General features: G+C 70.9%; 19 protein-coding genes and 2 pseudogenes. 7 read left to right on the plus strand and 14 right to left on the minus strand.

The window, feature by feature from the left end:
* Nucleotides 1-1,539: 1,539 nt before the first annotated feature.
* Together TsocGM_RS23615 and TsocGM_RS23620 are read left to right on the plus strand one after the other, a co-directional pair.
* Nucleotides 1,540-2,352 (plus strand): ParA family protein, encoded by an 813-nt coding sequence (locus tag TsocGM_RS23615; protein WP_126727926.1) that lies wholly within the window; start codon nucleotides 1,540-1,542, stop codon nucleotides 2,350-2,352.
* Nucleotide 2,353: 1 nt separating this feature from the next.
* Nucleotides 2,354-3,289: a ParB/RepB/Spo0J family partition protein gene (locus TsocGM_RS23620; protein ID WP_126727927.1), complete on the plus strand. Its 936-nt coding sequence runs from the start codon at nucleotides 2,354-2,356 to the stop codon at nucleotides 3,287-3,289.
* Between the two features lie 29 nt (nucleotides 3,290-3,318).
* Here the strand turns inward: TsocGM_RS23620 and TsocGM_RS23625 are convergent, their stop codons facing one another.
* Both TsocGM_RS23625 and TsocGM_RS23630 read right to left on the minus strand, forming a co-directional pair.
* Nucleotides 3,319-4,887: a glycerol-3-phosphate dehydrogenase/oxidase gene (locus TsocGM_RS23625; protein ID WP_126727928.1), complete on the minus strand. Its 1,569-nt coding sequence runs from the start codon at nucleotides 4,885-4,887 to the stop codon at nucleotides 3,319-3,321.
* Nucleotides 4,888-4,931: 44 nt separating this feature from the next.
* Nucleotides 4,932-6,326 carry a DUF4832 domain-containing protein gene (locus TsocGM_RS23630; RefSeq protein WP_158633730.1) on the minus strand — a complete coding sequence of 465 codons (1,395 nt, stop codon included), beginning with the start codon at nucleotides 6,324-6,326 and terminating at the stop codon, nucleotides 4,932-4,934.
* Nucleotides 6,327-6,578: 252 nt separating this feature from the next.
* Between TsocGM_RS23630 and TsocGM_RS26320 the strand changes: the two genes are divergently transcribed.
* Nucleotides 6,579-6,773: a hypothetical protein gene (locus tag TsocGM_RS26320; RefSeq protein WP_158633731.1), complete on the plus strand. Its 195-nt coding sequence runs from the start codon at nucleotides 6,579-6,581 to the stop codon at nucleotides 6,771-6,773.
* A 104-nt stretch (nucleotides 6,774-6,877) separates the two neighbouring features.
* Here TsocGM_RS26320 and TsocGM_RS23635 read toward each other — a convergent pair whose 3' ends face one another.
* On the minus strand, nucleotides 6,878-7,732 hold the full coding sequence (locus TsocGM_RS23635; protein ID WP_126727930.1) for a hypothetical protein: 855 nt from the start codon (nucleotides 7,730-7,732) through the stop codon (nucleotides 6,878-6,880).
* A 319-nt stretch (nucleotides 7,733-8,051) separates the two neighbouring features.
* Between TsocGM_RS23635 and TsocGM_RS23640 the strand changes: the two genes are divergently transcribed.
* From TsocGM_RS23640 to TsocGM_RS23650, 3 genes are all read left to right on the plus strand, one after another.
* Nucleotides 8,052-10,382, plus strand: coding sequence for a DUF1592 domain-containing protein (locus tag TsocGM_RS23640; RefSeq protein ID WP_126727931.1), 2,331 nt, complete (start codon nucleotides 8,052-8,054; stop codon nucleotides 10,380-10,382).
* 93 nt (nucleotides 10,383-10,475) lie between these two features.
* On the plus strand, nucleotides 10,476-11,825 hold the full coding sequence (locus TsocGM_RS23645; RefSeq protein WP_126727932.1) for a DUF1552 domain-containing protein: 1,350 nt from the start codon (nucleotides 10,476-10,478) through the stop codon (nucleotides 11,823-11,825).
* 160 nt (nucleotides 11,826-11,985) lie between these two features.
* Complete coding sequence (locus tag TsocGM_RS23650; RefSeq protein ID WP_158633732.1) at nucleotides 11,986-14,154, plus strand: HEAT repeat domain-containing protein; 2,169 nt, start codon at nucleotides 11,986-11,988, stop codon at nucleotides 14,152-14,154.
* A 159-nt stretch (nucleotides 14,155-14,313) separates the two neighbouring features.
* Here TsocGM_RS23650 and TsocGM_RS27825 read toward each other — a convergent pair whose 3' ends face one another.
* The gene (locus TsocGM_RS27825; RefSeq protein WP_126727934.1) at nucleotides 14,314-15,321 is read right to left on the minus strand and encodes a GGDEF domain-containing response regulator; all 1,008 of its coding nucleotides are present in this window, start codon (nucleotides 15,319-15,321) and stop codon (nucleotides 14,314-14,316) included.
* Between the two features lie 548 nt (nucleotides 15,322-15,869).
* Here TsocGM_RS27825 and TsocGM_RS23660 point away from each other — a divergent pair.
* A complete protein-coding gene (locus tag TsocGM_RS23660) occupies nucleotides 15,870-16,271 on the plus strand; it encodes a hypothetical protein (RefSeq protein WP_158633733.1) in 402 nt (133 codons plus the stop codon).
* A gap of 422 nt (nucleotides 16,272-16,693) precedes the next feature.
* Here the strand turns inward: TsocGM_RS23660 and TsocGM_RS28020 are convergent.
* The 10 genes and pseudogenes from TsocGM_RS28020 to TsocGM_RS23710 form a co-directional block, all read right to left on the minus strand.
* A pseudogene (locus tag TsocGM_RS28020) lies at nucleotides 16,694-17,299 on the minus strand (matrixin family metalloprotease); the annotation flags it as partial.
* A 40-nt stretch (nucleotides 17,300-17,339) separates the two neighbouring features.
* Nucleotides 17,340-18,065, minus strand: a complete 726-nt coding sequence (locus TsocGM_RS23670) for an HD-GYP domain-containing protein (protein ID WP_158633734.1) — start codon at nucleotides 18,063-18,065, stop codon at nucleotides 17,340-17,342.
* A 22-nt stretch (nucleotides 18,066-18,087) separates the two neighbouring features.
* The gene (locus tag TsocGM_RS26325; RefSeq protein WP_158633735.1) at nucleotides 18,088-18,579 is read right to left on the minus strand and encodes a hypothetical protein; all 492 of its coding nucleotides are present in this window, start codon (nucleotides 18,577-18,579) and stop codon (nucleotides 18,088-18,090) included.
* Nucleotides 18,576-19,403 (minus strand): tetratricopeptide repeat protein, encoded by an 828-nt coding sequence (locus TsocGM_RS23680; RefSeq protein ID WP_126727937.1) that lies wholly within the window; start codon nucleotides 19,401-19,403, stop codon nucleotides 18,576-18,578. The genes TsocGM_RS26325 and TsocGM_RS23680 overlap by 4 nt, the downstream gene beginning before the upstream one ends.
* A 6-nt stretch (nucleotides 19,404-19,409) precedes the next feature.
* Complete coding sequence (locus TsocGM_RS23685; protein ID WP_126727938.1) at nucleotides 19,410-20,171, minus strand: tetratricopeptide repeat protein; 762 nt, start codon at nucleotides 20,169-20,171, stop codon at nucleotides 19,410-19,412.
* 337 nt (nucleotides 20,172-20,508) lie between these two features.
* Nucleotides 20,509-21,018 (minus strand): response regulator, encoded by a 510-nt coding sequence (locus TsocGM_RS23690; protein WP_126727939.1) that lies wholly within the window; start codon nucleotides 21,016-21,018, stop codon nucleotides 20,509-20,511.
* 92 nt (nucleotides 21,019-21,110) lie between these two features.
* Nucleotides 21,111-23,237, minus strand: coding sequence for a PAS domain S-box protein (locus tag TsocGM_RS27405; RefSeq protein ID WP_233579151.1), 2,127 nt, complete (start codon nucleotides 23,235-23,237; stop codon nucleotides 21,111-21,113).
* Between the two features lie 89 nt (nucleotides 23,238-23,326).
* Nucleotides 23,327-24,286 (minus strand): annotated as a pseudogene (locus TsocGM_RS28025) (PAS domain S-box protein); the annotation flags it as partial.
* An 18-nt stretch (nucleotides 24,287-24,304) separates the two neighbouring features.
* Nucleotides 24,305-24,889, minus strand: coding sequence for a type IV pili methyl-accepting chemotaxis transducer N-terminal domain-containing protein (locus tag TsocGM_RS23705; RefSeq protein ID WP_158633737.1), 585 nt, complete (start codon nucleotides 24,887-24,889; stop codon nucleotides 24,305-24,307).
* A 511-nt stretch (nucleotides 24,890-25,400) separates the two neighbouring features.
* Nucleotides 25,401-25,655 carry a hypothetical protein gene (locus TsocGM_RS23710; RefSeq protein WP_126727943.1) on the minus strand — a complete coding sequence of 85 codons (255 nt, stop codon included), beginning with the start codon at nucleotides 25,653-25,655 and terminating at the stop codon, nucleotides 25,401-25,403.
* Nucleotides 25,656-26,123: the final 468 nt, after the last annotated feature.

The following is a 26,123-nucleotide window of genomic DNA, read 5'->3' on the forward strand; positions in this document are numbered from 1 at the left end:
CCAGGTGGCTCGCCTGGAGGCGATCCGAGACGAACTCGACCTCCTCGACGACGATCCCGAACGCCTTGCCGTCGCCCGCCTCTCCTGCTCGGCCGACGTCTCCCCCGAGGGCCAGCTCCGCCATCGCTACCACCGAGACGCCGACCGCTCCTGCAACGCCGCGATCCGACTGTTCCTCAACCTCCGAGACCGACGACGCCGGGAGCTGCTGGCCATCGCCAGGGAAGCCTCCCAGATCGGAGGCCCCCCCCGCATCCCTGTCGGAGGAGGCTGGTGGCGGGAGGTCGATTCCGACCCCTCCCCCCCCGGCTTCTCCCCGGCCGAGCTTCCCCCCGCTCCTCCGACCGATCCCGACGCCCCCCCCTGCCCTTCTCCTCCCGACTGCTCGACGCGATCGATCCCCCTCGGGTCCGATCCGCCGCCGCCGGCCTCCCCCGACGAGGCCGGCGCTTCCCCTCCTTCCTCGACTCCGGCCGACCCGGCCGTCGAGCCGGGGCCTCTCCCGGTCCTTCCCCCCCCTGCTCCGGGCCGATCCTCCGAGGGCGGTGAGCCTTCGAGAGCCGGGGAGGACGGGACCGCGCCTCCCCCCTCCTCGGCCGTCTCCCAAGCCCGAGTTCTCCCCGACGCCGGGTTCCCCGACCCCGGGGCCTCTCCTCCCCGGTCGCCGGCTTCGGGACGGAATCGGCAGCTCGGGCTGGCTTCGACGGCCGGGGAGGCCGATCCTCCTCCGGGGCCCGGATCGCCGCCGTCCCCCTCCCCGGCGCCGCTCTCCTGCCCGACTCCTCCGGGATTCCGGGAGTCCCCGACGCGGTTCCCGGCTCCTGCGCCGGGGACCGATCGGGTGGTCCCCTCCCGTCCCTCGGCCGTCTTCTCCCCGGCCGGGTCGGGAGGGCGGACCCTTTCCCCCTCCACTCTCGGCGTCCCTTCCGGCCGCCCTGCCGGCTCCGATCCCGACCCGGCCGATTCCCCCCGTCTCCCGGCCGAGGGTTCGCGACGGAGCGAACCCATTTCGGCGGCCTCCCGCCCGGCCGGTCGTCGTCGAAGGGATTGGCCCGGACAGGGGTTGCGGCCCGATCTCCCGGCCCGATCCCGCCGAGACGATCCGCGCACCGATCCGATTCCGACCCCCGGCGATTCACCGAGCATCGGCCTCGGTCGCTCGCCGACGTCCTCCGCCGTCCCTCCCGGGAGTCCTCCGCTCGAGCCCCCTTCCCCCGAGCCTTCTCCCCTCGGGGCCGATCCACCGTGGATCGCCTCGCCGTCGCGATCGCCGGGGCCGTTTCCGGCCGTCGTCGGGTGCTCGGGCTGAGGCGTTGCCGATCCCCGGGCAACCGACGGCCGTCCCGGGGAGTCCGGCGATCCGGGGCGGAGCCTCCCCCCGGGGGGTGATCCGGGGCCGAGGGGTGAACCGGGGTCCGGGGCGATCCACGGTGGATCGGCCCTGGGAGACGGGGGGGGGTGAATCGCTGATCCGATCCCAATCGCCCGGTCGATACCAAGCCGAGGAACCGAAGCCCCGGGAGGGAGGGAGCCTGAGCCGTGGACGTGATCGCCTTGCTGAACATGAAGGGAGGGGTCGGCAAGACCTCGACCACGCACAACCTGGGAGGGGCCCTCGCCCTGCTCGGGCGCCGGGTCCTCCTGGTGGACAACGACCCGCAGAGCAGTCTGTCGCAGGGTTTGCTCGGGCCGGCGGCGGCCGAGGCGCTGCCGATCGAGGAGACAATTGCCGCGGTCTACTCGGGAGAGGCGGTCCCCGGCCGGCTTGTCCGTCCCAGCGGGATCGACGGCATGGACCTGGTTCCCGGCTCGATCCACACCGATCGCCACAACCGCCCGGTGCCTGAGGAGGCTCCCTGGCCCGATCAGGTCGCCCTCCGAGAGTTCCTGGCCGAGGCGGGAGACTCCTACGACGTCGTCCTGATCGACTGCCCGCCGAACCTGCATCTCTGTTCGTGGTGCGCCCTGGCGTCCGCCTCTCACGCGCTGATCCCGGTGCAGCCGGAGGACTACGGGGCGCAGGGGCTGGCGGCGGTGCGGCGGTCGATGGTTCGGGTCCGATCCACCGTGAATCCCTCGCTCCGGCTGCTCGGCTACTTGATCACGATGGCCCAGCCCCGCCGGGCGATCCACCAGCTGTACATGGAGTCGCTGCGGGCCGACTACGGCGCCGAGGTGCTGGAGGCGATCGTTCCGGCCGCCGCCGACTTCCCCGAGGCGGTCGCCCACCGCAAGCCGGTCACGCACCACAAGCCGAGGGGCGCGGCTTCGAAGGCGATCAAGGCGCTGGCGTTGGAGATCCTCGACCGCCTGGAGAGGTCGCGGGTCGATTCCCGAGAGGAGGCGGCCTGAGATGGGCAGCAAGCTGGAAACCCTCCGAAGGTCGGCGGGCGGCAACGTCCGGGAGTCGATGGGGGCGGATCGGCAATCTTCGGCGGAGCAGGGGGGGGCGGCCTCCGGTCCTCCGGCCCGATGGCAAGGGGTGACCAAGCCGAAGGACGCCGCGCTGATCCCGGTCGACCGGATCACCAACGACCCCGACCAGCCGCGTAAGGAGTTCGACGAGGAGGCGCTGCGCCGCCTGGCCGACTCGCTCAAGACCCGGGGCCAGCTCCAGCCGATCCGGGTCCGCTGGGACGAGGGGAGTCAGCGGTACGTGGTGCTGGTGGGAGAGCGCCGGTGGCGGGCCGCCCGGCTTGCCGGCCTGCCGGCCCTGTCCTGCATCGTCCACGACGCTCCGCTCGACGCCGACGAGCGGCTGATGGTCCAGCTCGTCGAGAACGCCCTGCGCGAGGACCTCAAGCCGGTCGAGCAGGCCCGAGCCTACCGGGCGCTGATGGACGCCAACGGCTGGTCCGGCCGCCAGTTGGCCGAGGAGCTGCACATCGGTCAGGCCTCGGTGGTGCGGGCCCTGGCGCTGTTGGAGCTTCCCGAGCCGGTGCAGGAGCAGGTGGATTCCGGGGCGCTCGCCCCTTCGGTCGCCTACGAGATCGGCAAGCTGCCCGACCCCTCGCAGCAGGCCGAGGTCGCCCGGGCGGTCGTCTCCGAGGGGCTCAACCGCTCCGAGGTCGGCCAGGTCATCCAGTCGATCAAGGCCCGGCGTCCGGCCCCCTCGCCGAAGCCGGACCCGGTCACGATCGACCTGGGGGACGGCGTCAGCGTGACCGTCCGCTGGCGGAAGGCGACGTCCATCGGGCTCTCCCAGGCGCTCCGCCGCGCCTTGAAGCTCGCCCAGGAGCAGGAGCGCGACCGGGGCCGGGATCCCGACGGCACCGGCGAGGCCGCCTGATCGCTCCGGATCGGGAGGGGACCGGGGGGTTAGGCCCGGTCGGGGCGGTAGGCCGAGGCCGCCTGGCGGAAGCCGGCCACCTGCTCCTCCTCCCAGGAGGGGTCCCTGCCCAGCTCGGCCGCCAGCAGCGAGGCGACGGCCGGGGCCATCTCCTCGGCGGCCTCGGCGTCGAGGAACGCGGCTCGGGTCCTCCGGCAGAGCACGTCCTCGACGGTTCGGGCCATCTCCCGACGGGCGGCCCAGGCCACCTCGGCCCCGATGATGGGCAACGCCGGGTGGAGCCGATCGGCCAGGCCCGGGCGCTCTCGGGAGAGGCTCACGACGGCCTCGGCGTCCGAGCCGTAGACCGCCATCGGGTCGTCGGCCGGGGTTCCCTCCCGATGGCCCTGGATCGGCAGGTCGGCGGTCGGGCAGGGGAGTCGGGGAAGCCCGGCGACCTCGGCGGCCCGGCTCACGGCGACCTCGGCCATCTTCCGGTAGGTCGTCCATTTTCCGCCGCAGATCGTCACCAGGCCCGAGGGGGACACCTCCAGGTGATGGTCCCGGGACAGGCGTGCCGTGTTCCTCCCCTCGCCGGATCGGACCAGCGGCCGGATGCCGGCGAAGCAGCTCCTCACGTCCCCGAGCGCGGGGGGCTCCGCCAGGTATCCGGCAGCCGTCTCCAACAGGAAGTCCACCTCCCGAGCGGTCGGCCTCGGCTCGATCGGTACCAAGTCGACCGGAGAGTCGGTCGTCCCCAAGACCACCCGGTCGTGCCAGGGGATCGCGAACAGGACCCGGCCGTCCGGGGTCCTGGGGATCATCAGCGCCGAGTCCCCGGGGAGGAACCGTCGGGGGAGGACGACGTGCGATCCCCGGCTCGGGGAGATGATCGGCCGGGAGCCGGGGTCGTCCTCCCGGCGGAGGTCGTCGCTGAACGGCCCGGTGGCGTTGACCACGACCTTCGCCCGGATGGTCAGCGCTCGGGAGGCCTCGACGTCGGTCGCGGCCACCCCCTCGACCCGGCCGCCCTCCCCCTTGAGCAGCCGGTCGACCCGGACGTAGTTGACCACCGTCGCCCCGAGCCCGGCCGCGGTCCGGGCCAGGGCCACCAGCAACCGGGCGTCGTCGAACAGGCCGTCGACGTACCGCACGCCTCCCCGGAGCCCCTCCGTCCGGATCGTCGGCAGCGCCTCGGCCGCCTCCCTCGCCGAGAGCCACCGGGACGGCTCCAGACCCCGACGGCCGGCCAGCAGGTCGTAGGCCTTCAGCCCGGCGCCGTAGTACGGCCCCTCCCACCAGGAGTAGCTCGGCACCACGAACCGGAGCGGGGAGACCAGGTGCGGCGCCAGCCGGAGCAGGGTGGCCCGCTCCCGGAGGGCCTCGACCACCAGGAAGACGTTCCCCTGCCGGAGGTAGCGGACGCCGCCGTGGACCAGCTTCGTCGACCGGCTGGAGGTCCCCTGGCCGAAGTCGAGCCGCTCGACCAGCGCCGTCCGGTAGCCCCTCGCCGCCGAGTCGACCGCGACCCCGAGTCCGGTCGCCCCTCCCCCGATCACGAGCACGTCCCATCGCCCGGCCGGGTCCGACAGGCGATCGATCATCTGAGCCCGGTCCATGCGGTCTCCCTTCAGGAGCGGAGGCCCGACGCCCGGCGGGGCGATCAGTCCTCCCGGATCGCCACGCCCTCGGCCAGGATGTTCCGGCCGCCTTCTTCGTCGAAGACGAGCCCCTCGCCGGCCAGCCGGATCGCGAAGCGAGGGTCGTCCCGGAGGCGAGGGGACGGATCGGCCAGGACCAGGGAGAGCTGCCAGTCGCCGGAAGGGGAGTCGTCGGGGATCGGCAGGGAGGCGCTCAGGGTGATCGTGCCGGCCTCGGGGTCCCAGCGGCGAGGGTCCTCGTCGTCGAGGACGACCCGGACGACCCGGTCCCCCCGGGAGAGCTCGAAGGCGACCTCCCGGGGCAGGTGGGGGGAGGCGAAGCCGACGTTCCGGAGCTCCAGCTCCACCGGCAGCGTCCCCCCGGGAGCCGAGGACCAGGGCAGGAGGAGCCGATCCGCCTGGAACCGGTAGCCGAGCCTCCGGGAGATGTGGTCAAGCCCCGGCTCGCCGGCGTACTCGGCCTCGGCCCAGCCCCGGAGCGTTCCCCGGTGATAGGCGCTGTTCAGGTAGCAGGCGTGGAACCGCTCCAGCTCCCGGACGACCTGCTCGATCGGGGTGTTGGCCGAGGAAGGGACCGTCTCTCCCCCGAACGGAGTGAAGCGGCCGTGGTGGTCGCACCAGCGCAGCTCCCGCTCTCGATCCCAGCCCGGCTCGGCGAAGGTGCCCATGTCGGTGGGCAGGCTCAGCAGGGCGTCGTCGTGCCAGCCGGTCCGGGAGAGCCGGGAGCCGCCGTAGGCGTCCCCCTCCGCCAGACAGGAGCCGCCGGGCTCCTCGGCGAAGAGATCCCGGATGAACATGGGGCGGCGGATCTGGACGGGGATCGGAGCCGGCACCTCGTCGAGCAGCCCGAAGAGGACCGCCCGCCGGGCCTCCAGGGAGGGCGGGTCCCCCCAGTTCGACCCGTGCCACTCTCCCCAGGGGCCGAGGAAGCCGGCCTGGATGGCGAAGAGCACGTCCCGATGCTCCCGGAACACCTCGCCGAGCTGCCGGATGTGGCCGAGGATGCGGTCCATGTCCTCGGGGTCGGCGTCGTAGTCCCTCCCGGTGAAGCCGTAGGCCGCCCGGACGATCGCCTTGAGGCCGTGGGACCGGCAGGCGTCGAAGGCGGCTCGGACCTCGTCGAGCCGTTCGGGGGAGAGGTCGCGGTCCTTGAAGTCTCGCAGATCGATCTCGATCAGCAGCAGGGTGATGGTGCGCTCCCGGAGATCGTCGAGCCGGTCCATCCGGTCGCTCATCCGGGGGGCGTAGAACCCTCGCTCGGGGTTGGGGAAGTCTCGGAGGTCCTCGCCGAAGCGGATCTCTCGCCGAGGCTCCTCGTCCTGGGCCCGGAGCCCGAGGGGGCCGGGCGCGAGGGCCAGGGCCGCGAGCAGGCCGAAGGGCAGGGGGGGGCGTCTCATCTTCGCCTCCGGGGATGGGACCGATCGGGGGACCGGGACGGCTCCTCGAAGGTGACAGGTCGGCGAGGAGAAGTCCACCCGGTCTCGGCGCGACGATTGCATCAGAATCATCGCCTGAAGAGGCGGTCGAGGTCGTGGCGATTCTGGCGATTCGGCTGGAATTCGTGGCCGGCCTCCCCCTCGACGCGCAACCAGGAGGTTGGCGGGATGAGGGACACCCCGCCCCACCCACACCCGGAAGGATTCGCCGAGATGATCGCTCCGCCCTCGCTCGATCGCCGCGTCTCCTCGATGGACTCCCCGAGCCGACCGGAGGCCTCCCGGCCGGTCCCGTCCCGTCTCCAGATCCGCCTCCTGCTGCGGAAGGCCGGGCGGTACGAGAACCTGCTCCGCACCATCGCCGCCGCCCCCCTGCCCGAGCCGGGCCGACGAGCCGTCCGGGATTGAGTCGGCGACTCGATTCGACCGGACCTCCGGCCTTCCCTCGCGCCGCTCTCCCCCGCCGATCCTGTACCGTCGTCCGCGCCTCCGACCCGGATTGAGCCGGGGTGTCATTCCGGGCCGGGCCCCGGATGCGGAGCCGGTCCCGGCTCTCGGGCCCAACGGGCCATGCCGTCGATCGTGGTCTCGACGATCGACCGGGCCATGGCGTCGGAGCCGGCTGTCAGCGAGAGCCACTGGAGGGCGTTGACGTCCTCCCGGCGAGGCCAGGAGTGCAGGGCGTAGCCGACCACTCCTGGAGCCGCCAGCCAGGCTCCCACGTTGGAGGAGGCTCGGGCCCCCTCCTTGGGGTTGAGCGCCGAGGTCTCCTCCGGCAACAGCGACCAGCAGGCGACCCGGTAGCCCCGGACGGTGCCGAGGTCCAGCAGCACCGCCTTCTGTTGCACCCGGGCGATCCCCGGGATCTGGATCCGCTGGTAGAATCGCACCGAACCGGGGGGGCCGGGAGCGTCTCCCGAGGGCGGCAGCGACCGGCTGGCCTCGACGAAAGCGATCGGGCCCGTGTAGCCGTCGACGTCGAGCACCCGGCTGATCAGCGCGTCGGGGTCGAGACCAGGGACCGGCTTGATCCCCATCGCCGCCCGGGTCGGACTGCCGGGCTCGGTCCAGGAGTCGAAGCGGTCGTCGTCGATCTCCCCCGGCTCGGGAAGGCGCTCCAGCACCCGGGAGAGGAAGGCAAGAACCTCCGGGGGAGCCTCGTCGAGCAGGGAGGAGCCCGCTGAAGTCGGCCCGCCTCCCCCGTTCCCATCCTCCGGTCGCTCCCGAGCCGAGGCCGAGGGGTCGCGGCGACGATCGGTCCCCGAGGCGGCCGGCCCGGGGGACGGTCTCGGGGCGAGGGCCGAGGCGACCGCCGCCAGCAGGGCCAGGCGCACCAGGGGACGGATTCGGGAGCCGAAGGTCGCCACGATTCAATGCCCCTCACCGACCCCCGGCATCCTCGGGCGGGTCGGTGTCGGAAGGCAGGGCTCGCACGGCCGTGTGCGTCGCGGTGTCAGACTTGGTTCGGGACGGCCGGAATCGGCGCGATCTCCAAGAAGTCTAGCAGATGCCGGGCCGTTCCGGGTCGATCGGACCCGGTGGTCCCGGAAATCCTCCTCCAGATGACCAGAGCGCCGCCTGGGGGCTCGACATCGGGCGTCGAGGATGCCACATTGGGGGAATCGAGATCCGTCCCGAAATCGCCGAACGACCCGACCCCGACCCTGACCCCGAGGGCCTTGTTCGATGGAGTTCCGCGACGGGAATCGACGGCTCCTCCCGAGCCGGACACTTGCTCTCATTCTCTTGAGCACGATCACCCTCGGCATCGTCCCCCGCTCGGACGCCTCCAATCCCGATGCGTTCCGGGAGCGGATCCTCCCGCTCCTGGAACAGTACTGCATCGACTGCCACGCCGAGGTGTACGCGGAGGCGGGGGTCGTGCTCGACCGCTTCGACGACGGCGGGGCCGCCTCCCGGGACGGCAAGACCTGGCTCCGGGTGCTCGACGCGGTCGAGGGGAGGATCATGCCCCCGGCCGACGAGCCTCAGCCGACGGTGGAGGAGCTGGAGGCGATCGTCTCCTGGATCGAGCGCGACGTGCTCCTCTCCCGGGCCGGCGCCTCCCCTCCTCCCCCGGTCGTGATGCGGAGGCTCAACCGCCAGGAGTACGACAACACGATCCGGGACCTGCTCGGCCTCGACCTGAAGCTCTCGGACGCCTTCCCGGCCGACGAGATCGGCTTCGGCTTCGACAACGTGGGATCGGCCCTGAACGTCTCGCCGATCCACGTGGAGAAGTACCTCGATGCCGCCGAGCGGGCGATGGCCGCCGCGATCGTGTGCCCCGACGTGGAGGGGATGGCCCCGGCGGAGCTGATCGGCCTGAGGACGTATCCGCTGCCGATCGACGGCTCGGTCGAGTTCGAGCACACCCTGAAACCCGGCCGATACCTGGCCGAATTCAGCCTGGTGCGGGTCCGGGTGGCCGAGTCGGTGCCTCCCCCCCGGCTGGTCATCGGCTTCGGCTCCGACCGCCGGACGGTCGAGGCGGTGCGGGTGCAGGACGAGACGGTGGTCTATCGCTACTGGCTGACCGTCGCCGAGGGGGACGACTCGGTGATCGTCGCGCTCGCCCCGGGGCAGTCGGAGTCGGACGTCCTGGGGACCGAGGCCGTCACCGCCCTGGCCGGCGGCGACCAGCGCTACGGAGACGACCGGGGCCTGCACGTCGACTCGATGGTCGTTCGAGGCCCCGTCCCGACCCGGCCCGAAGGGCTGCCGGAGTCCCACCTCCGGATCGTCGTCCGAGAACCGGGCCCCGGCGACGAGGGGAGGATCGAGGCCGCCCGGGAGGTGATCTCCCGGTTCGCCGACCGGGCCTTCCGGCGCCCGGCGACGGCGGAGGAGGTCGAGGAGATCCTCGACGTCTTCCTCCTGGCTCACGACCGGGGGGAGAGCTTCGAGCGAGCCGTGCAGATCGCTCTGACCGGGGTCCTCGTCTCTCCCCGCTTCCTCTACCTGGTCGAGCCGGAGGAGGCTCCGGGGGACCGGCCGCTCAACGACTTCGAGTTGGCCAGCCGCCTGTCGTACTTCCTCTGGAGCAGCATGCCCGATGCGGAACTCTTCCGGGAGGCCCGAGCCGGGACCCTTCGGGAGCACCTTCGAGCGCAGGTCGACCGGATGCTGAGGGACCCGAAGTCCGACGCCTTCGTGTCGAACTTCGTCGGCCAGTGGCTCCAGCTGCGCAAGCTCGACAGCGTGGCCCGGGACGGCGCCCTCTTCCCCGGGTTCGACGACTCGTTGAAGGCCGCGATGCGGGAGGAGACCGAGCGGTTCTTCGCCGACGTGTTGCGGAACGATCGCCCCCTGCTCGATCTGCTCGACTCGGACGACACGTTCCTCAATCAGGCCCTGGCCGAGCACTACGGGATCGTCGGCGTCTCGGGAGAGGAATTCCGCCGAGTTTCGCTGGAGGGCCGTCCCCGCGGCGGGCTGCTGACGCAGGCGAGCGTCCTGACGCTGACCTCGAACCCAAACCGGACGTCCCCGGTGAAGCGGGGGCAGTGGATCTTGCAGCAGATCCTCGGCACGCCTCCTCCTCCTCCTCCCCCCGGGGTGCCGGACCTGGACGAAGGGGAGGAGGCCGCCGCGTCGGCCTCGCTCCGGGAGCGGCTGGAGCGGCACCGGTCGAATCCCGATTGCGCCTCGTGCCACAGCCAGATGGACCCGCTCGGCTTCGCCCTGGAGAACTTCGACGCGATCGGCCGATGGCGGGACGAGGACGCCGGCATTCCGATCGACCCCTCGGGGGAATTGCCGGGCGGGATCGCCTTCGACGACGCCGAAGGACTGAAGCGGGCCCTGGTCGAGACCTCGGCCAAGAAGTTCCGCCGGACGCTCATCGAGAACCTGATGACCTACGCCCTCGGCCGCTCCCTGGGGCCGGAGGACTACCCGACGGTCGAGGAGATCCGGAGCCGTCTGACCGGGGAGGACGACCGGCTCCGGACGATCCTGATGGGGATCGTCGAGAGCCCGGCCTTCCAGCATCGGGGGACCGCCGGGGAGTCGTGACCCGACCCGCCCGCCCCGGCCCCCTCGGGGGGCGCTTCGATCCGGCCGGACTCGGGCGTTTCGATCGCATCGCCAGGACACGGGGAGATCGCCATGCGGAATCGGATCGACCGGAGGACCGTGCTTCGCGGCCTGGGGGCCGCCATCGCCCTGCCCTGGATGGAGAGCATGACCGGGACGGCCCTCGCCGGCGGTGCGGCCGGGGAAAAGGCCGGGAGTCCCCCGATCCGGATGTGCTTCTGGTACGTCCCCAACGGCGTGCATCTGCCGAGCTGGTTCCCCGACCGAGACGGCCCGCTGATCGACCTTCCCGAGACGCTCCGGCCGCTGTCGTTCGCCCGGGACTGGCTGAACTGCTACCACGGGCTGCTCCACAACACGGCGCTGGTCAACGGGGACGAGGAGGGGTGCGGCCACGGCCAGGGGGCGGCCAGCTTCCTGACCGGAGCCCAGGCGTATCGCTCTCAGGATGACGTCCGCGTGGGGATCTCGGCGGATCAGCTCTACGCCCGGCATGTCGGCCGGCAGACCCGGCTGCCGAGCCTGGAGCTGGGCTGCGAGTCGGCCCGATCGGGCAACGCCTTCGGCTACAGCGGCACGTACAAGACGCACATCTCCTGGCGGACGGCCACCTCGCCGGCCCCCTACGAGATCAACCCGAAGCTCGTCTTCGACCGCCTGTTCGCCGACGGCGGCGCCGACCCGAGCCGCTCGACCGTCGCCGACCGCGACTTCTACCGCCGCAGCATCCTCGACTTCGCGATGGAGGACGCCCGTCGCATCCGGGGGCGGATCTCCTCGGGAGATCGCCGCAAACTGGACCAGTACCTCACCGGCGTTCGGGAGGTCGAGCGGCGGATCCAGGACGCCTCCGCCGCCGTCGAGCTTCCCGGCACCGACTTCGGGCGCCCCGCCGGCATCCCGGAGGACTTCGACGAGCACCTCCGCCTGATGTGCGACCTGATGGTCCTCGCCTTCCAGACCGACAGCACCCGGGCGGCCAGCTTCATGGTCACCAAGGAGGCGACCGACCGCAACTACCCCTGGCTTGGCTTCACCGACGGCCACCACGAGCTCTCGCACCACGGCGGAGACGCCGAGAAGCACCGGAAGCTCCGGGAAATCGACCGCTATCACGTTTCGATTCTCGCTTATATGGTCGAGCGGATGATGGCGGTCGAGGAGGCCGACGGGTCGACGCTGCTGGACAACGCGATGATCCTCTACGGCAGCGGCATCAGCGACGGCGACCGCCACGACCACGTGAACCTGCCGGTCATCACCGTGGGCAAGGGGGGGGGTACCCTCCGGACGGGCCGGCATCTGGCCTACCGGGAGGAGACGCCGATGTCGAACCTGCTGCTGACCATGCTCCAGCAGGCCGGCGTCCCCGTCGACCGCTTCGGCGACAGCACCGAGCCGCTGCCCGGCCTGGCGGTCTGACGCCCGATTCCCGACGGTTGACCGCCGGGAACGGTGTGCGGCGGCCCGGAGGCCGGGGAGTCTCGGGCGACTGGGCGACCGACTCGGCCTCCCGGGACTCCCCCCGGGATCGCCGGGGGCGGCTCCCCGACGATCAACGATGCGGAGGCCTGGCGAGCGGATGCGAGACCTGATGCGAGCGGCGATCGTGGTCGGGGTGCTTCTCTCCTCGACGTCCTCCCGGGCGCGGGAGGAGGACGAGGGGCAGGGGAGGGGCCAGGCGTCGGCGCTGGCCTCGGCCTTGCGCGACTCGGAGGCCCACGTCGACGTCCGTCGCGACGCGGCCAAGGCGCTCTTCGCCTCCCCCCGGCCAGTGCAGGTGGCCGCGCTGCCGGCGATGATCGAGGTCCTGATGGAAGAATCGGACGGTCAGGTCCGCCTGGCCGTCCTCGACACCCTGACGGCGATGGGTCCCGACGCCGAGCCGGCCATCGCCGCGCTGGTGCACTCGCTGAAGACCGACTCGGGCGGCCGTCGCCGGGAGGAAACGCACCAGGACTACCGGGCGGCGCTGGCCCTGGCGGCCATCGGCCCGCCGTCGGTCGACAGCCTGCTCGGGCTGCTGGGCTCGAACCGGGAGAACGTCCGGGCCGAGGCGGCGATGGCGCTGGGCCGGATCGGCCCGGCCGCCTCGGCGGCCATCCCCGACCTGGTTTCCCTGCTGGCCGACCCGAGCGACCGCATCCGGGCCGAGGCCTCGGAGGCGCTCGGGACGATCGGCCCCGAGGCGGTCGGGCCGCTCGTCGAGGCGGCCTCGGCCGGGGAGGAGCGTCGGCGGTCGTCGGCGATCGAGGCCCTCGGCAAGGTGGCCGAGCCGGGAGATCGGGCCCGGGAGGCTCTGGTCGAGGCGGCCGGGGATCCGAGCCCGGAGGTCCGGGGAGCGGCCCTGAGGGCGCTGACGGGGCTCGACCTGCCGGGCGATCGGCTCCGGCCGATCCTCGAGGAGGCCCTCGGCGATGAGGACGAGCGCGTTCGCCTGGAAGCGGTCAACCTGCTGTTCGAGCGCCGAGAGCTGGTGCCGGGGATGTTGCCGACGCTTCGGAGGCGGCTCGACTCGGATCAAGAAGGGGTGGTCCGCCACGCCTCCTTCGTGATGCAGTTGCTCGGTCCGGAGGCGGCCCCGATGCTGCTGGAGGCCCTCGGGGAGGGCAGGGGGCCGGTCTCCCCGATCGCCGAGGCCCTCGCCGGGATCGGCCGGCCGGCCGCCGGGCTGCTGGCCGAGGCGGTCGAGGATCCCCGCCCTCGGGTTCGTCGCGGGGCGGCCCTGGCGCTCGGCCGGATCCGTCCCCCGGCGCCGGGGACGGTCCCGAGGCTGGCGGCCGGCCTGGGAGACGAGGACCCCGAGGTTCGCTCGGCCTTCCTCTCCGCGATCGGGGCGCTCGGCCCGAGGGCCCGAGACGCCGTGCCGGCCGTCCGAACCCTGCTCCGGGACGACTCGGCCGACATTCGGCTCGAGGCCCTGGCGATCCTGGTTCGGATCGCTTCCCGGGACGAGAGGCTGGCGGCCGACCTGGCGGGCCGGGTCGAGGATGAGGACGCCCGGGTGCGTCGGTCGGCGATCGACGCCCTGCGGTCGCTTGGCCCGTCGAGCCGGGGAGCCTTGCCGGCCGCCATCGGGGCGCTGTCGGACCCGGATCCGGACGTCCGGCTGGCGGCGGCCGGCCTGATCGCGAGCCTCGGCCCGGCCGCCTCCGAGGCCGTGCCCGCGCTGGTCGAGCTGCTGGACGACCCCGAGGAGCAATCCCGGGCGGTGGCGGCCCGCACCCTCGCCGAGCTGGGACCGTCGGGAGCCTCGGCCTTCGACCGCCTCTCCCCGCTGGTGGCCGATCCTTCCCCTTCGGTCCGGGAGGAGGTGGCCGTCGCCCTGGGAAGCCTGGGAGTCGGGGGAGCCGCCGTCCGTCCTCTGCTGGCGAAGGCGATGGAGGACGAGGTGCCCGAGGTCCGATCGGCCGCCCGCCGGGCGGTCCAGCGGCTGGGGGCCGACGGCGTGCTGCTGGTTCCCGACCTGATCCGGTCGGCCTCCCGGGAGGAGGACCGCCGGTCGGTCGAGCGGTCGCTCCGTCGGTTCGAGCGGTCGGGACCGGACCCGTCGTCGATCCCCGAGCTGGTCGCCCTGCTGGGGCATGAGGAGGAGGCGGTCCGCCTGCTGGCGATCCGGTTCCTCGCCGCCGCCGGCCCCGCCGCCCGGGAGGCGGCCGACGCCCTCGACCTCCTCCAAGCCGACCCCAGCGCCGAGGTCCGAGCGCAGGCGGCAGCGGCGTTGGAGAAGATCGTCGCCGGCCCCGGCTGATCCCGACGCCGACCGAAGCGGAGTTCCCCCGATCCGGGGAGCCTTCGGAGTCGTCGAAGAGCAGGAGGCCGAGGAGGGCGACCTCGGCCCGGGACGTGAGGCCGGGCCGGAGGTCGAGGACGACGTGTTCCGCATGAGGGCCGGCCCGGTCGGCAGGGATCATCCCCGTCGTCGGATCGACCGCTCGGGATTCCTCATCCTGAGGACCTCGTCGCCGAGAAGGTGGCCCTTCGAGTCGTTGATCCGCTTGAAGCGGTCGATGTCGATCATCAGCAGGCTCAGGGGAGACGCGTTCGGGAAAAGGCCGGCCCATTCCTTCCGCAGGCGGGCCTCGAAGGCGAGGCGGTTGGAGAGCCGGGTCAGGCCATCCATCGAGGATTGGTCCACCAGGTCCCTGAGCCGATCGCGGAGGCGGATCGCGGCACTGACCCGGGGCCAGAACTCGGCGGCGGACGGGTTCGGCGGCAGGACGTCGGACGCTCCCAGGCCCAGCGCCGTCGAGGCCTCGGCGGCGTGGTCGGGGCCCGAGAAGACCAGGACGGGGATGCCGGCCGGCTCGGTGGTCGCGAGGACCTCGGGCAGGAACCCGAGCCCGTCGATCGCGGGGGGCCGATGCTCCAGCAGGATCAGGTCGGGGGCCTTGGCCAGGCCGTCTCGCCAGTCCGTTGGGTCGGCCTGGCCGACCCGGACCTGCTCGGCCTGGAGGTAGTCTCCGATCGCGGCCCGGGCCATCGAGGCCGGTCGGGCGGCGAGGATCAGGACCCGACGGGGCATCGGTCCCGCATCCGGCCGGGGGCCTCCCCGGAAGTGGTTGCCCCGGGTGGCGGCCTTGGCGGTCGAGAGACGGCCCCGGATGCTCGGCGGGCCGGAGAGAAGCAGGTTGACCAGGCCGATTGCCGAAGGGCTCGTCCAGAACCCCTCGAGGAGGGTATCGATACCATCCAACCCGAGGAAGATATCCAGCATCCGATCCATCGATCCCGATTCGAGCATAAATCGCATCTCGTCGGCGAAGGCCTCGGACCCGATGAACTGCTGGACAATCTCGCAGAACAGGCCCGACCCCTGGAGGATCTCGAGCAGGCCCTTGATTTTTCCCCGAATCCAGGAGCCCTGAGACGAAGTCGTTGATCCCTTCCGGATCCAGCAGCCCTCCGATCTGACCACCGATCACCTCGGATGCTCCCAGGAAATCGAGTGCCTCGTCGAGGGCACCCGATCGCAGCATCGCGTTGATCACCTCGCGAAACTGGCCGGAGTCCAGCAGGGCTTCGGTCAGGGCGGTCATGGACCGGGCGTTTGTCGGCATCTGCCCGATCAGGACGGCCAGCCCCGCCAGCGGGCTCGCCGGATCCGAGTCCGCCGCGCTGAAGGTGGTTCCGAAGCCCTGCCCGATGCGGTCGAGAATGCCGGCGGCCTCCAGGGTTTCGAAAATCTGCTCCAGGGAGCCCGAGGCGATCGCAGACCGGAAGACCCGCTCCAGGTTGCCCTCGTCGACAAACCAACCGAAGAGGTCTTGGACGATTCCCAATTCGAACTGACCGAGATCGAGCTGCGAGGTCGCCGACGAGAGCAGCCGGCCGAAGAGCTTGGCTCCTTCCGAGGCCGCGCCGCCGGACTGGGGATGCATCAGCCCCTTGAGGAACTCTTCCAGGGCCCCGGACCGGATGAGGTGGTCGAGGACCCCGTTGCCGTGCTCGGAGCTCAGGAACTCGGTGAGCAGCTCGTCGAGCTGCCCGGACTCGATCATGGACCGGACCATCGGCTTCATCACCTGGGTCAGGTCCAGGCCCCGGATCATCGCGGGCAGGGCGCCCTGGCGGATGAGCTCGGCGAAGACGCCGCCGGGAGACCCCGGTTCCAGGCGGAACTGCGCGGGGCCAGTCACCAGCCGGGCGAAGAGTTTGCCGATGGCGGCGCTGTCGATCGGTTGGCCGGCCCTCTCCGCGAGGGAGGCGGCGACGACCTGCTTGGTGGAGTCGGAGGCCTCGGGCGTCGTGCCGTCGGGCGCCGGGAAGACCATCCTCATGAAGAGCCGGATCGCCTCAGGATCGAGTGCCGCCGCGCCATCGCTGAAGAAGGGGAGCAGGTCGAAGAAGCCCATGCCCTCGAAGTAGGAGGAGTCGAGGCCGTCTCCCGACCCGCCGGCGACGTCGACGATCGGGGCGAAGCGGCCGACGTCGGTCACGGAGCCCGTCGCCCCCTGGACCTCCAGGCGGTAGTCGCCGCCGGGCTGGAGGTCGGCCACGAGGATTTCCAGGTTGCCGTCCAGGGGGTCGACCGAGGCGTCGGTCCCCAGGATCCGGCCGTCGGCATCCCGGAGGATCATGCGGGCCGTCAGCGTGCTCAGGCCGGTCGTCCGCAGCCGGACGGTCAGCGGCCCCGGGGCGTCGTCGGGCACGGTGAAGCGGAAGCGGTCGATGTCCGCCGCGCTCAGATCGTCGGTGATCGTCGCCTGGGTTCGCCCGGCATTGAATGGGATCGGGATCGGGCCGTCGAGCGATTCCAGTTCGTCGAGGCCGCGCTCGCCGTAGAGCTGCTGCAAGGCCGCGATGTCCGCCTCGGAGGGGCCGGCGCTCTCCCCCTGATAGAAGGCGTAGCGGACCGAGGAGGTGTCCAGGTTGTCGGGCAGGCCGAGGATGTTGCCGGCCTCGTGCACCATGATCGAGTAGAGGTCGACCGGCTCGCCGTCGATCGTCAGACCGGCGTAGGCGCTGTTGAGGATCACGTCGCCGGACCAGGTGCCGGCCGCGGGATCGAAGGGGATCGAGATGCCGAGGACTTCCGGGGACATCGGGTGGGCGGCCACCCGGATGTCACCGAACCTCCTGGAGCCCTGCAGCAGGCCAGTCGTTCCCAGGGGAGAGCCGTCGTCTCCGGTGACGATCAGGTTCAGCCCGGTGTGGGAGGTCCAGGACTGGAAGGCCCGGATGATCTTCTGCCTCCAGTCTTCCCCGAAGGTATCCGAGGCCTTCGCCTGCAGGTCGCTGGAGTATGCACCGACCCGGGTGCCGTCGGGCACGAAGCTGATGGTCAGGCTATCCGGGCTGGGCCAGGGGTATCCCCAGGTTGCCGGTGCCTCCCGTCGTTCGAGGGGCTCGACCCGGGGTGGGGTCCGATCTTCGGCGGGACGGCGAATTCTCATGGGTTGCCTCCGGCCCCGGCGGTCCTTGGGGGCGACGGGCTCAACCTCGGCTCAGGTTGGCGGGGATGGACGAGGTGAACGGGTCGGAATCCAGGGCCAGGTCGATGGCCGCTGCGACCGACTCTCCGAGGCCGCGCTGGCAGATCGGGTAGAGTTCCCGGGCGCAGGCTCGGAAGTGGTCGATGATGGACGGGTCCCACTGCTTGCCGGCCCCTTCGGCCATGATCCGGTCGATGCGATCGGGGGGCATGCCGGGGCGATAGGGACGGTCGGACATCATGGCGTCGCAGGAGTCGGCGACGGCCAGGATCCGGGCCATGAGCGGGATGTCGAGCCCGGCCAGCCCGTCGGGGTAGCCCCGGCCGTCGTAGCGTTCGTGGTGGCCGCGGATGCCCGGCCGTAGCCGCTCGAGCTGCGGGACGCTGGAGATGATCTGGTCGCCGATGATGGCGTGCCGCTGGACGTGCCGGAACTCCTCCTCGGTCAGGGGGCCGGGCTTGAGCAGGACGGTGTCTCGGACGCCGATCTTGCCGATGTCGTGGAGCAGGCCGGCCAGGTACAGGTCGCTGAGGGACGGCTCGGGCAGCCCCATCTGATTGCCGAGCCGCTGAGCGATCCGGGCGACCCGCTCGCTGTGGCCGCAGGTGTGGGGGTCCTTGGCGTCGATGGCGGCGGTCAGGCAGCGGACCAGCCCCAGCAGCGTTTCGCGGAGCTGCTTGTAGACGTGGAGATTGTTTCGGTGGTTGAGCAGGAGGCGACGGGCCATGCCCATGACCTTCAGGTCGGGCTCATCGAAGGCCCGGCCCGGGGGAGAAGTTCACGGCGACCAGCCAGCTGGACATCGACCGGCTGACCCGGAGCAGGGCCGCGTGGCCGGGGCGGCGATGGGAATGGTGATGGTGATGGTCGGCCCCCATGTCGGGGGGCTCGCAGCAGAGCCGGCCCTCCTCCCAGCCGGGGCCGGCCCGGTCGGCGATCCTCCTGGTCAGCGCGCGGCACCAGTCGGCGGTGAGGTCCGCCGGGCCGGCCAGCTGCATTCCCTCGGGGCCCTTGCCCGGATCCCAGTAGACGAGGTCCGCCCTCAGGCTCTCGCGGACCGCCTCCAGGCCCAGGCGGATCTGCCCGGCCGTGAGGGACTCGGCCTGCAAGGCCAGGGCGAACCGGTCGAGGATGTCCCAGGCCTGATCCAGGCGGGGAGACGCTGTCTCGGGGGGATTGGCGAGCGGGTCGGCCTCCGACGGGGATTCGGTGCTGCTCTCGGCCGGCTTCGTCGTGATCATCTCGGGTTGTCCTCCTCCCGCACACCCGCCGGGGCCTTGTCGAAGGCCCGGGCGGCTCGGACCAGTTCGAGGAATGCGGGGTGGTCCCGGATTGGGTCTAGATCCTGGTCGTTGTCGATTCGCTCCCAGCCCACGCCGGCCCGGAGGGCCGATTCCAGCAGCCGAAGCGCCTCCGGCAGGTCGTTGGGCGAGGCCTCGGAGTTCCGGGCGAAGATGCCCGCCACCTGGTACCGGGTCGCTGGGGAGGGGTCGAGTCGGAGAGCCTCCTCGGCGTCCCGGATCGCCTCGGCCCGCCGACCGAGCCGGGCCAGCAGGATGCCCCGGCGGCCGAGGGCCGGGACGGAGTCGGGATACAGCTCCAGGAGTCGATCGAGCGCGGCGATTGCCTCCGAGGTCCGTCCCGGCAGGATCGCCAGGGTATGGGCGATGTTCTGGAGCGCCGGCAGGTAACGGGGGTCTTGCCGGAGGGCCTCCCGGAAGTCCTCCAGGGCCTCCTGGGGATCCGAGTCGACTCGGGCCAGGCCTCGGGCGACCCAGCCGGGAGCGTCCTCGGGACGGTGTCTCATGCCCTCGTCCCGGTCGCGGCGGGCCCCCTCGAGGTCGCCCGACTCGAGCCGGATGCGGGCCTTCATGAAGGCGACTCGGGCCGGGGAGGCCCCGAGCGTCTCGGCCGCTTCGAGGCTGGCGATCGCCTCGGCCGGGCGCCCGAGCTGGTGCAGGGCCAGGGCCCGGTCGATCTTCGGCTCGGGCCGTCCGGGCAACCCTCGGGCCGCCTCGTCGAAGTCGGCCAGGGCGGCCCGGGCATCGCCTCGCCGCAGGTGCACCAGCCCTCAGTTGAAGGAGGCCCGGGCCACCTCGGGACGCAGGGCGACGCAGGCCTGATAGCTCGCCAGGGCCTCGGCGTCCTGGCCGAGCCGGTCGTGGCAGATCCCCCGGAGGAACCAGGCCCAGTAGAGCTGGGGGTTGGCCCGGGTGGCGGTTTCCAGCTTCGCGAGCGCGTCGGCGAAGCGGCCCGCGACGGCCAGGTCGGTCGCCAGCAGGTACAGGTCCCGGGCCGTCCGGGGGGGCGTCTCCGCGGCCCTCTTGCGCCAGCGTCTTGCCTCCCGGTCGTCGCCGAGCCAGCCGACGAGCTCGGCCCGCTGCGACCAGAGCGAGGCCGGGACCGCTCCCTTGTCGTAGCAGTCCTCGGCCAGGAGGTTCAGCCGAAGGGCCTCTCGCACGGTCGCTTCGACGGACTCCCGGTCGGGGGCGTCCGAGGCGTCGAGCCAGCGGGCCCGAGCCAGCATCCAGAACGCCTCCCCCATCGCCTCGGCGAGGTGGCGGCGCTCCGAGGAGGTCAGGAGCCGGGCCGGGCCCGAGTCGGTCCAGGACCCTTCCCCGAGGGCGTCGTATCGCTCCAGGGCGGCAAGGCAGGCGGCCTCGCCCTCGCGTCGGAGTCCGGCGTCGACGCCCGAGCTGTTCAGGGAGACCCGAGCCTGGTCAAGATCCTCCTCGAACCGGGCCAGCACGCCGATGGCTTCCTGGCGGGCTTCCGCCCTCCGGTGATAGGCCGCGGCGCCGAGGCCGGCCGAGAGCGGAGCGCAAAGAGACATCGTTCCGAGAAGCGTTGGCGAGGAGAGCCGGGGATGTAGAGGGCCTTGGGCTCCCGATTGGGGCCGGTGGCGCGCTCAGCCGCTGGCAGGACGCCCTCGATGTCGAGGAGTGACGAGGAGATAATCCGAGGCCCTCAGTCGATCCGGCCATGACCTGGACGCCCGATCCTGTCGATAAATATAGCAAGAATTAAATGAATTTTATATTCCTCCGTCATCACTCCCTGCCGGGAAACAACGTCCGGAGGAGCGGGAAGAGGGTCGCGCCCGAAGGAAACAGCGGCCTGGTTCGGCGTGGTTCCCCTGTTGCAGCCGGATGCCGAACGTGTCGCATCGATCATGCGTCGCCGGGCCCTCGGGTGAAGGAGCCTCCTGAAACGCCGTCTCGCCCTCCGTTGTTGCACAAGCACCCGTTGGCACTCGATCGGCGCCGGGAGATTCGCTGCCGGCAAGCGGAGGCCCGGATCAGGGACGTTCGCATGCTCGCGACGAGGAGGCTGCTCGTCAACTCTTCCTTGCTGATATAGTCATCCGCCCCGGCCTGCAGGAGCTCCGAGGCGATTTCGGGGGTCGCGACCCCGGAGACGGCGATGACGGGGACGATCGGGTCGCTGAGCCGGAGGGCCCTCAGGCAACTCAGTCCGTTGCCGCGCCGAAGCTGGTAGTCGAGGACGACCAGGTCCGCCCCTCCCTGCTCGAAGAGCTCGAGCGCGTCCTCCTCGGATTCGGCGTAGCGGATGTCGAACTGGAGTTCGTCGATGGCCGCGAGGTGGTGCCGGACGAGGGCACGCTGCATCCCGTCATCCTCGACGTGGAGCAGCCGGATCGTTTGCTGAGATGTGATCATCGTGTTGCCTCGTCAGTGGGTGAACGCGCGTCGGAACCGCCCGACGATCCCGGAGGGGTGGGGCTCGCCGGCGCTTCCGGCGCGAGCAGCCCTCAAACGATGGAGGCGACGTCCGCCACGAGCGGGGATCGTGGGGCCACGAGCCGGACGGGACATCCCTTGTGCAGTGCGGCCGAGGCGGCGGCGACGTCGCAGGCGATGGTCGACAGCGAGGGGACGCCGATGGGGCCGAGGAGACGCCCCACCGAGAAGACCGAGTTCTTTGGGTCGTAGCGATTGATGGCGATCACGTGGGGCTCGCTGCCTCCTCGAGCCCCCTCGAGCGACTCGTGGACGAGCTTCAGGGCGCGGACCGAGGAGAGGGTCTGTTCGCCGATCAGGATGGAGTGGTTGGCGGTGGTCAGCGTCTCGAAGTAACGCTCATCATACGTGCAGGGGACGTCGAGGATGATCAGGTCGAAGTGCCTGGCGGAGTCGATGGCGGCGAAGGCCTCCCGGGCCCCATCGGCCAGGGTGACTTCCATTCCCCAGCCCGAGAGCATCGCCTCGAGGATGCGGCGGTTCGTCGGGTTGTCGTCCACGACCAGCGTTCGGAGCCCCCGCAACGCTCCCGGGTCGCGATCCCGGCGTCTGCGGGCCTCCACGTCGCTTGCGAAACTCGCGGTGAAGTGGAACGTGCTGCCGCGTCCGGGCTCGCTCTCGACCCAGATCCGGCCGCCCATCAGCTCGACCAGCTGCGAGGAGATCGCCAGGCCCAGCCCCGTTCCCCCGTAGAGCCGAGTCGTCGAGCCGTCCGCCTGGACGAAGGGCTGAAAGATCGACGCCCTCTTGTCCGCGGGGATCCCGATGCCGCTGTCCTTCACGTGGAAGATCAGCTCGGTCCTGTCGTTCAGGCGAGGGCCCGCCTCGACCTCGACGAGGACCTCCCCGTGAGCGGTGAACTTGATCGCGTTGCCCACGAGGTTGATCAGGACCTGGCGGAGCCTCGCCGGGTCGCCGGTCAGGGCGTCCGGCACGTCGGGCCGGATCCGGAGGCTGATCTCGAGCCCTTTGGCGTGGGCACGGATGGCGAGCAGGTTCATCGTCTCCCCGAGGAGCCGCCGGAGCCCGAAGGGGGTCGGGTCGAGCTGGAACCGGCGAGACTCGATCCGGGAGAAGTCGAGCAAGTCCTCGATGAGGGCCATGAGCGATTCGGCCGCGGATCGGATCATCTCGAGATCCTCCCGCTGACGGGGGTTCAGGGGGGTGTCCAGAACCAGGGCGGTCAGGCCGATGACCGTGTTCATGGGCGTCCGGATCTCGTGGCTGACGTTGGCCAGGAATTCGCCCTTGGCCCGGCTCGCCGCCTCGGCCGCCTCCTTGGCCCTCTCCAGCTCCGCCGTGCGGATGGCCACCCGATCTTCGAGGTCGGCATTCAGGCGTCGGATCGCCGCCTCGGCCTCCTTCCGCTCGGTGATGTCTCGGGCGATCTCGGAGATTCCGACGACGACCCCGCCGCGGTCCACGATCGGCGACATGGTCAGGGACACGTCGATCAGCCGACCGTCCTTGGTGCGTCGCACCGACTCGAAGTGGTCGATCCGCTCGCCATCTCCCACCTGATCCAGAATGCCTTCCTCGCCAACTCCCGGGCAGAGGAGCGCGGCCGACTGGCCGATCGCCTCGGCCGCCGAGTAGCCGAACAGCCGCTCGGCGCCGCCATTCCAACTCCTGATGACCCCGTCTCGTCCCTTGCTCACGATCGCGTCCCCGGAGGACTCGACGATCGTCGCCAGGTACCGGCGATCCTCCTCGACCCGCCTGAGATCATCGATGTCGGTGGAGGTGCCGGACCATCGGATGATCCGGCCCGACTCGTCCCGCACGGGAAGCGCCCTGCCGAGATGCCAGCGATACTGGCCGGTCCGGCGATCTCGGAAGCGGTACTGGATCTCATACGGCTCGCCGCTGGCCACGGACCCATACCAGGCGTCGAGACAGGGCAGCAGGTCGTCGGGGTGCAGGATCGGCTTCCAGCTCTCGTCCCCTCCTGAGGAGCGGTCGCAGCCGGTGAACTCGTACCAGCGGTCGTTGTAGTAGTCGATGTAGCCGTCGGGGCGGGCCGCCCAGACGATCTGGGGCATGGCGTCAGCCAGCTGGCGAAGGGCCCGCTCCCCCTCCCGGAGCCGCTCATTGGCCCGGGCGAGTTCCTCGGTCCGCTGGGCGACGCGGGACTCCAATTCCTCCTGGGCACGCCGGAGCCCCTCCCGAGCCGCCTTCTCCTCGGTGATATCTCAGGCGATGCCAAGAAAACCGGTGATCCTCCTCCGGGATCTCGGAGGGAGGTGATCGAGAGTCGGACCGGGAACCCTGAGCCGTCTCTGCGGACGGAGGTCCATTCCCCCTCGTCGACCTCGCCGCCCCTCGCCTTGGCGACGAAGGCCTCGAAGCCCGGCTCGACCTCCCGGCCCAGCTCCCGGGACAGCTCCTCGGCCCGTCGGGCCACCTCGGATCGGTCGTGGATCAACTCGGGCGTCTGCCGTCCGACCATCTCCTCCGCCGAATAGCCGAGCCATCGCTCGGCGGTGGCGTTGAAGATGAGCATGGTCCCCAATTCGTCCGTGGCGATGATCGAGAAGTTGGCGCTGGAAAGAACTGCGTCTCGAAGCATCGTCGCTTCGATTAGCGCGTCCTCGGCCCGCTTCCCTGGCGTGATGTCCTCGACCATCTCGACGAAATGAAGAGGATGCCCGCGAGCGTCGCGGACCAGCGAAACGCTCTGGACGATCCAGATGACGTGCCCTTCCTTGTGGAGGTAACGCTTCTCCAGCCGATAGCCCACGGTCTCCCCGGCGAGCGCCTGGCGGACCAGCTCGAGATCCTTGTCCAGGTCCTCGGGGTGGGTGATTTGCTGGAAGTCGGTCGCCAGCAGCTCCGACTCGGTATAGCCGAGGATCTCACAGAGGCATCGATTGACCCGGATGAATCGGCCGTCCGGCCCGACCAGGGCCATGCCGATGGCCGAGGCTTCGAAGGCTCCCCGGAATCGCTCCTCGCTCTGGCGGAGCGTCGCGGCGACCTCCGACAGCTCCTCGGTCCTCTGGCGAACCCGTTCCTCCAGCTCGCCCTGCACCTCGCGGAGCTCATGTTCGATCCGGCAGCGATCGGCGACCTCGCGCCGCAATTGCTCGTTGAGAAGCTCGACTCCCGTCGAGCAGCGGAGCTCCGGGTTGGAGTGCTCCAGGGCCTCGATCGCCGTCTTCACCTCGTGGACCGCCGGGCGGAACACGAAGAGTCCCGCGAGGAGCTACACGATCAGGAAGGAGATCGAGACGGCCCACTCGGATTGCTGGATCCGAGCCAGGCTCGTGCGGGCTTCACGATCATAGCGGCCGACGATCGTGTCCATCGTCCGAAGGAATGCGCCCTCGTGGGACATGAGGGTGCCCACGGCCCGCGTCATCTCCCGACGATCCGGCGGGACCCGACGCCCGGCGGCGACCAGGCGCCGCGCCGCCCCGAGCATGGCCCGATGATCCGGCTCGAGTTCACGGAAAAGTCGCTCGACTTCCGGGGAATTGTTGCCGGGCAGTCCCCGCGCGGGGTCTCCTCGGCGGAGGCCGGCATGCGCGGACTCCCACTCGGCGGCGGTGTACCCCAGCTCGTCAAGGTTGTCGAGGAGCCGGGCGTCCTCGACCGCGCTCGAGGCGGCCCAGGCGGCCTTGCACAGCTTCTGGCTGAGCATCCGCTGCCTTCCCGCCACGTTGATGACGCGGGCGTCCCGCTCTCGCCGGTCCAGCTCGACGGTCAGCAGCGTGCCGAAGAGCAGCGCGAGCAGCGAGAAGACGCCCAGGGCGGCGACGTAGCGTTTCGTCAGTCGTTCTGTCGCCATGGCGCCGGTCATCGCGGGACGATCTCCTCACCTTTGGGGCCCGTCGGAGGGGCGGCCATCCTCCGATAGCCTAGGACGCGTTTCGGGACACGCGAACCGGCCTCGCGCACGCCACCCCGAGCGACGGCCAACGACACCCCCTTTCGGTGCCCGAAACCCGCCGATCGTGACGGGCCCCGAGATGGGACCTACGGTTGTGATGACCATCCCCCGAACTGCCCCGCCGTACCGGCCGGCCACCGGATCGCCCACCAGGCCCGGATCGGATCTCGGGAACGGGGGCCGATCGGCCGTCAGCCAGGATCGGGGATGAACCCAATCGCTCCGAAACGACTCGCGAACGCGGTCGGATCGATCGTCGTTCTGATCAACCGATCTGTGCAAGATGCCGGCCGAGCGTCGATCGCGATAACGGCCAGCAGCTCGGCGATCGACTGATCGTCCAGGAATGCGATCATGGCCTGATGCCTGAAACGAACGATGTGAGAGGAGCGCGAGGTCACGCGGGGCCCTATGCGCTACGCCTTCGCAGCATGATCCCCACGACCAGCGCCGTCTCTCCAAGAAGCAATCTGGCGGTCGAGTCGGAGATTCCCCAGCCGTCGGGGTCGACCGTCTGGATCGGCGTCTCCGTCGAGGCCGTCCTCAACGTCTTGGGAACGGAGATCGTGTTCTGAATCAGGTCGATGCCCTTGGCGTCCTCTGCCACGGCGGACCAGAACGTCGATTGTAGGTCGTCCCGGTCGACTACGACCTCATCCGTCACTTCCCCTGGCCGATCGATCGCGCCGGACAAGGCCCTTCGCCTGCGACCCTGGGAGCAGAACGCGATCGTAATGACAAGAAAGGCCCCAGCGACCGGGGCCTCGCCGACCCGGAGGTCACCAATTCCGAACCGGGGCAGCGCGACGACGAGGCCGGCCGGGCTGGTCCCCGCCCGCTCGGATCCGGTGAGCCGTCGCTCGATCGGCAGGTCCAGGGCGTGGGCGATCCGAAGCGCCTGCTCCAGAGCGTGACGCCGGGCCCCGGCTTCTGAGGTCGGAGAGCGGCCGTCGTCCCGGGGCGCGGCGAAACAGTCTGATAATGCAATTTATGCGAACTCTAGCAGGGTGTGACCGACGAATGATGTAGATCGGGCCGGTTCGTCCGCCTATGCTGGGGCTCCCCTCACACTCCGGGAGCCACCGCCATGGCCGCCACCATCGTCGCCCGATCCGAGACCGGCTTCACCATC

The sequence above is a fragment of the Tautonia sociabilis genome (assembly GCF_003977685.1).
Taxonomy (GTDB): Bacteria; Planctomycetota; Planctomycetia; order Isosphaerales; family Isosphaeraceae; genus Tautonia; species Tautonia sociabilis.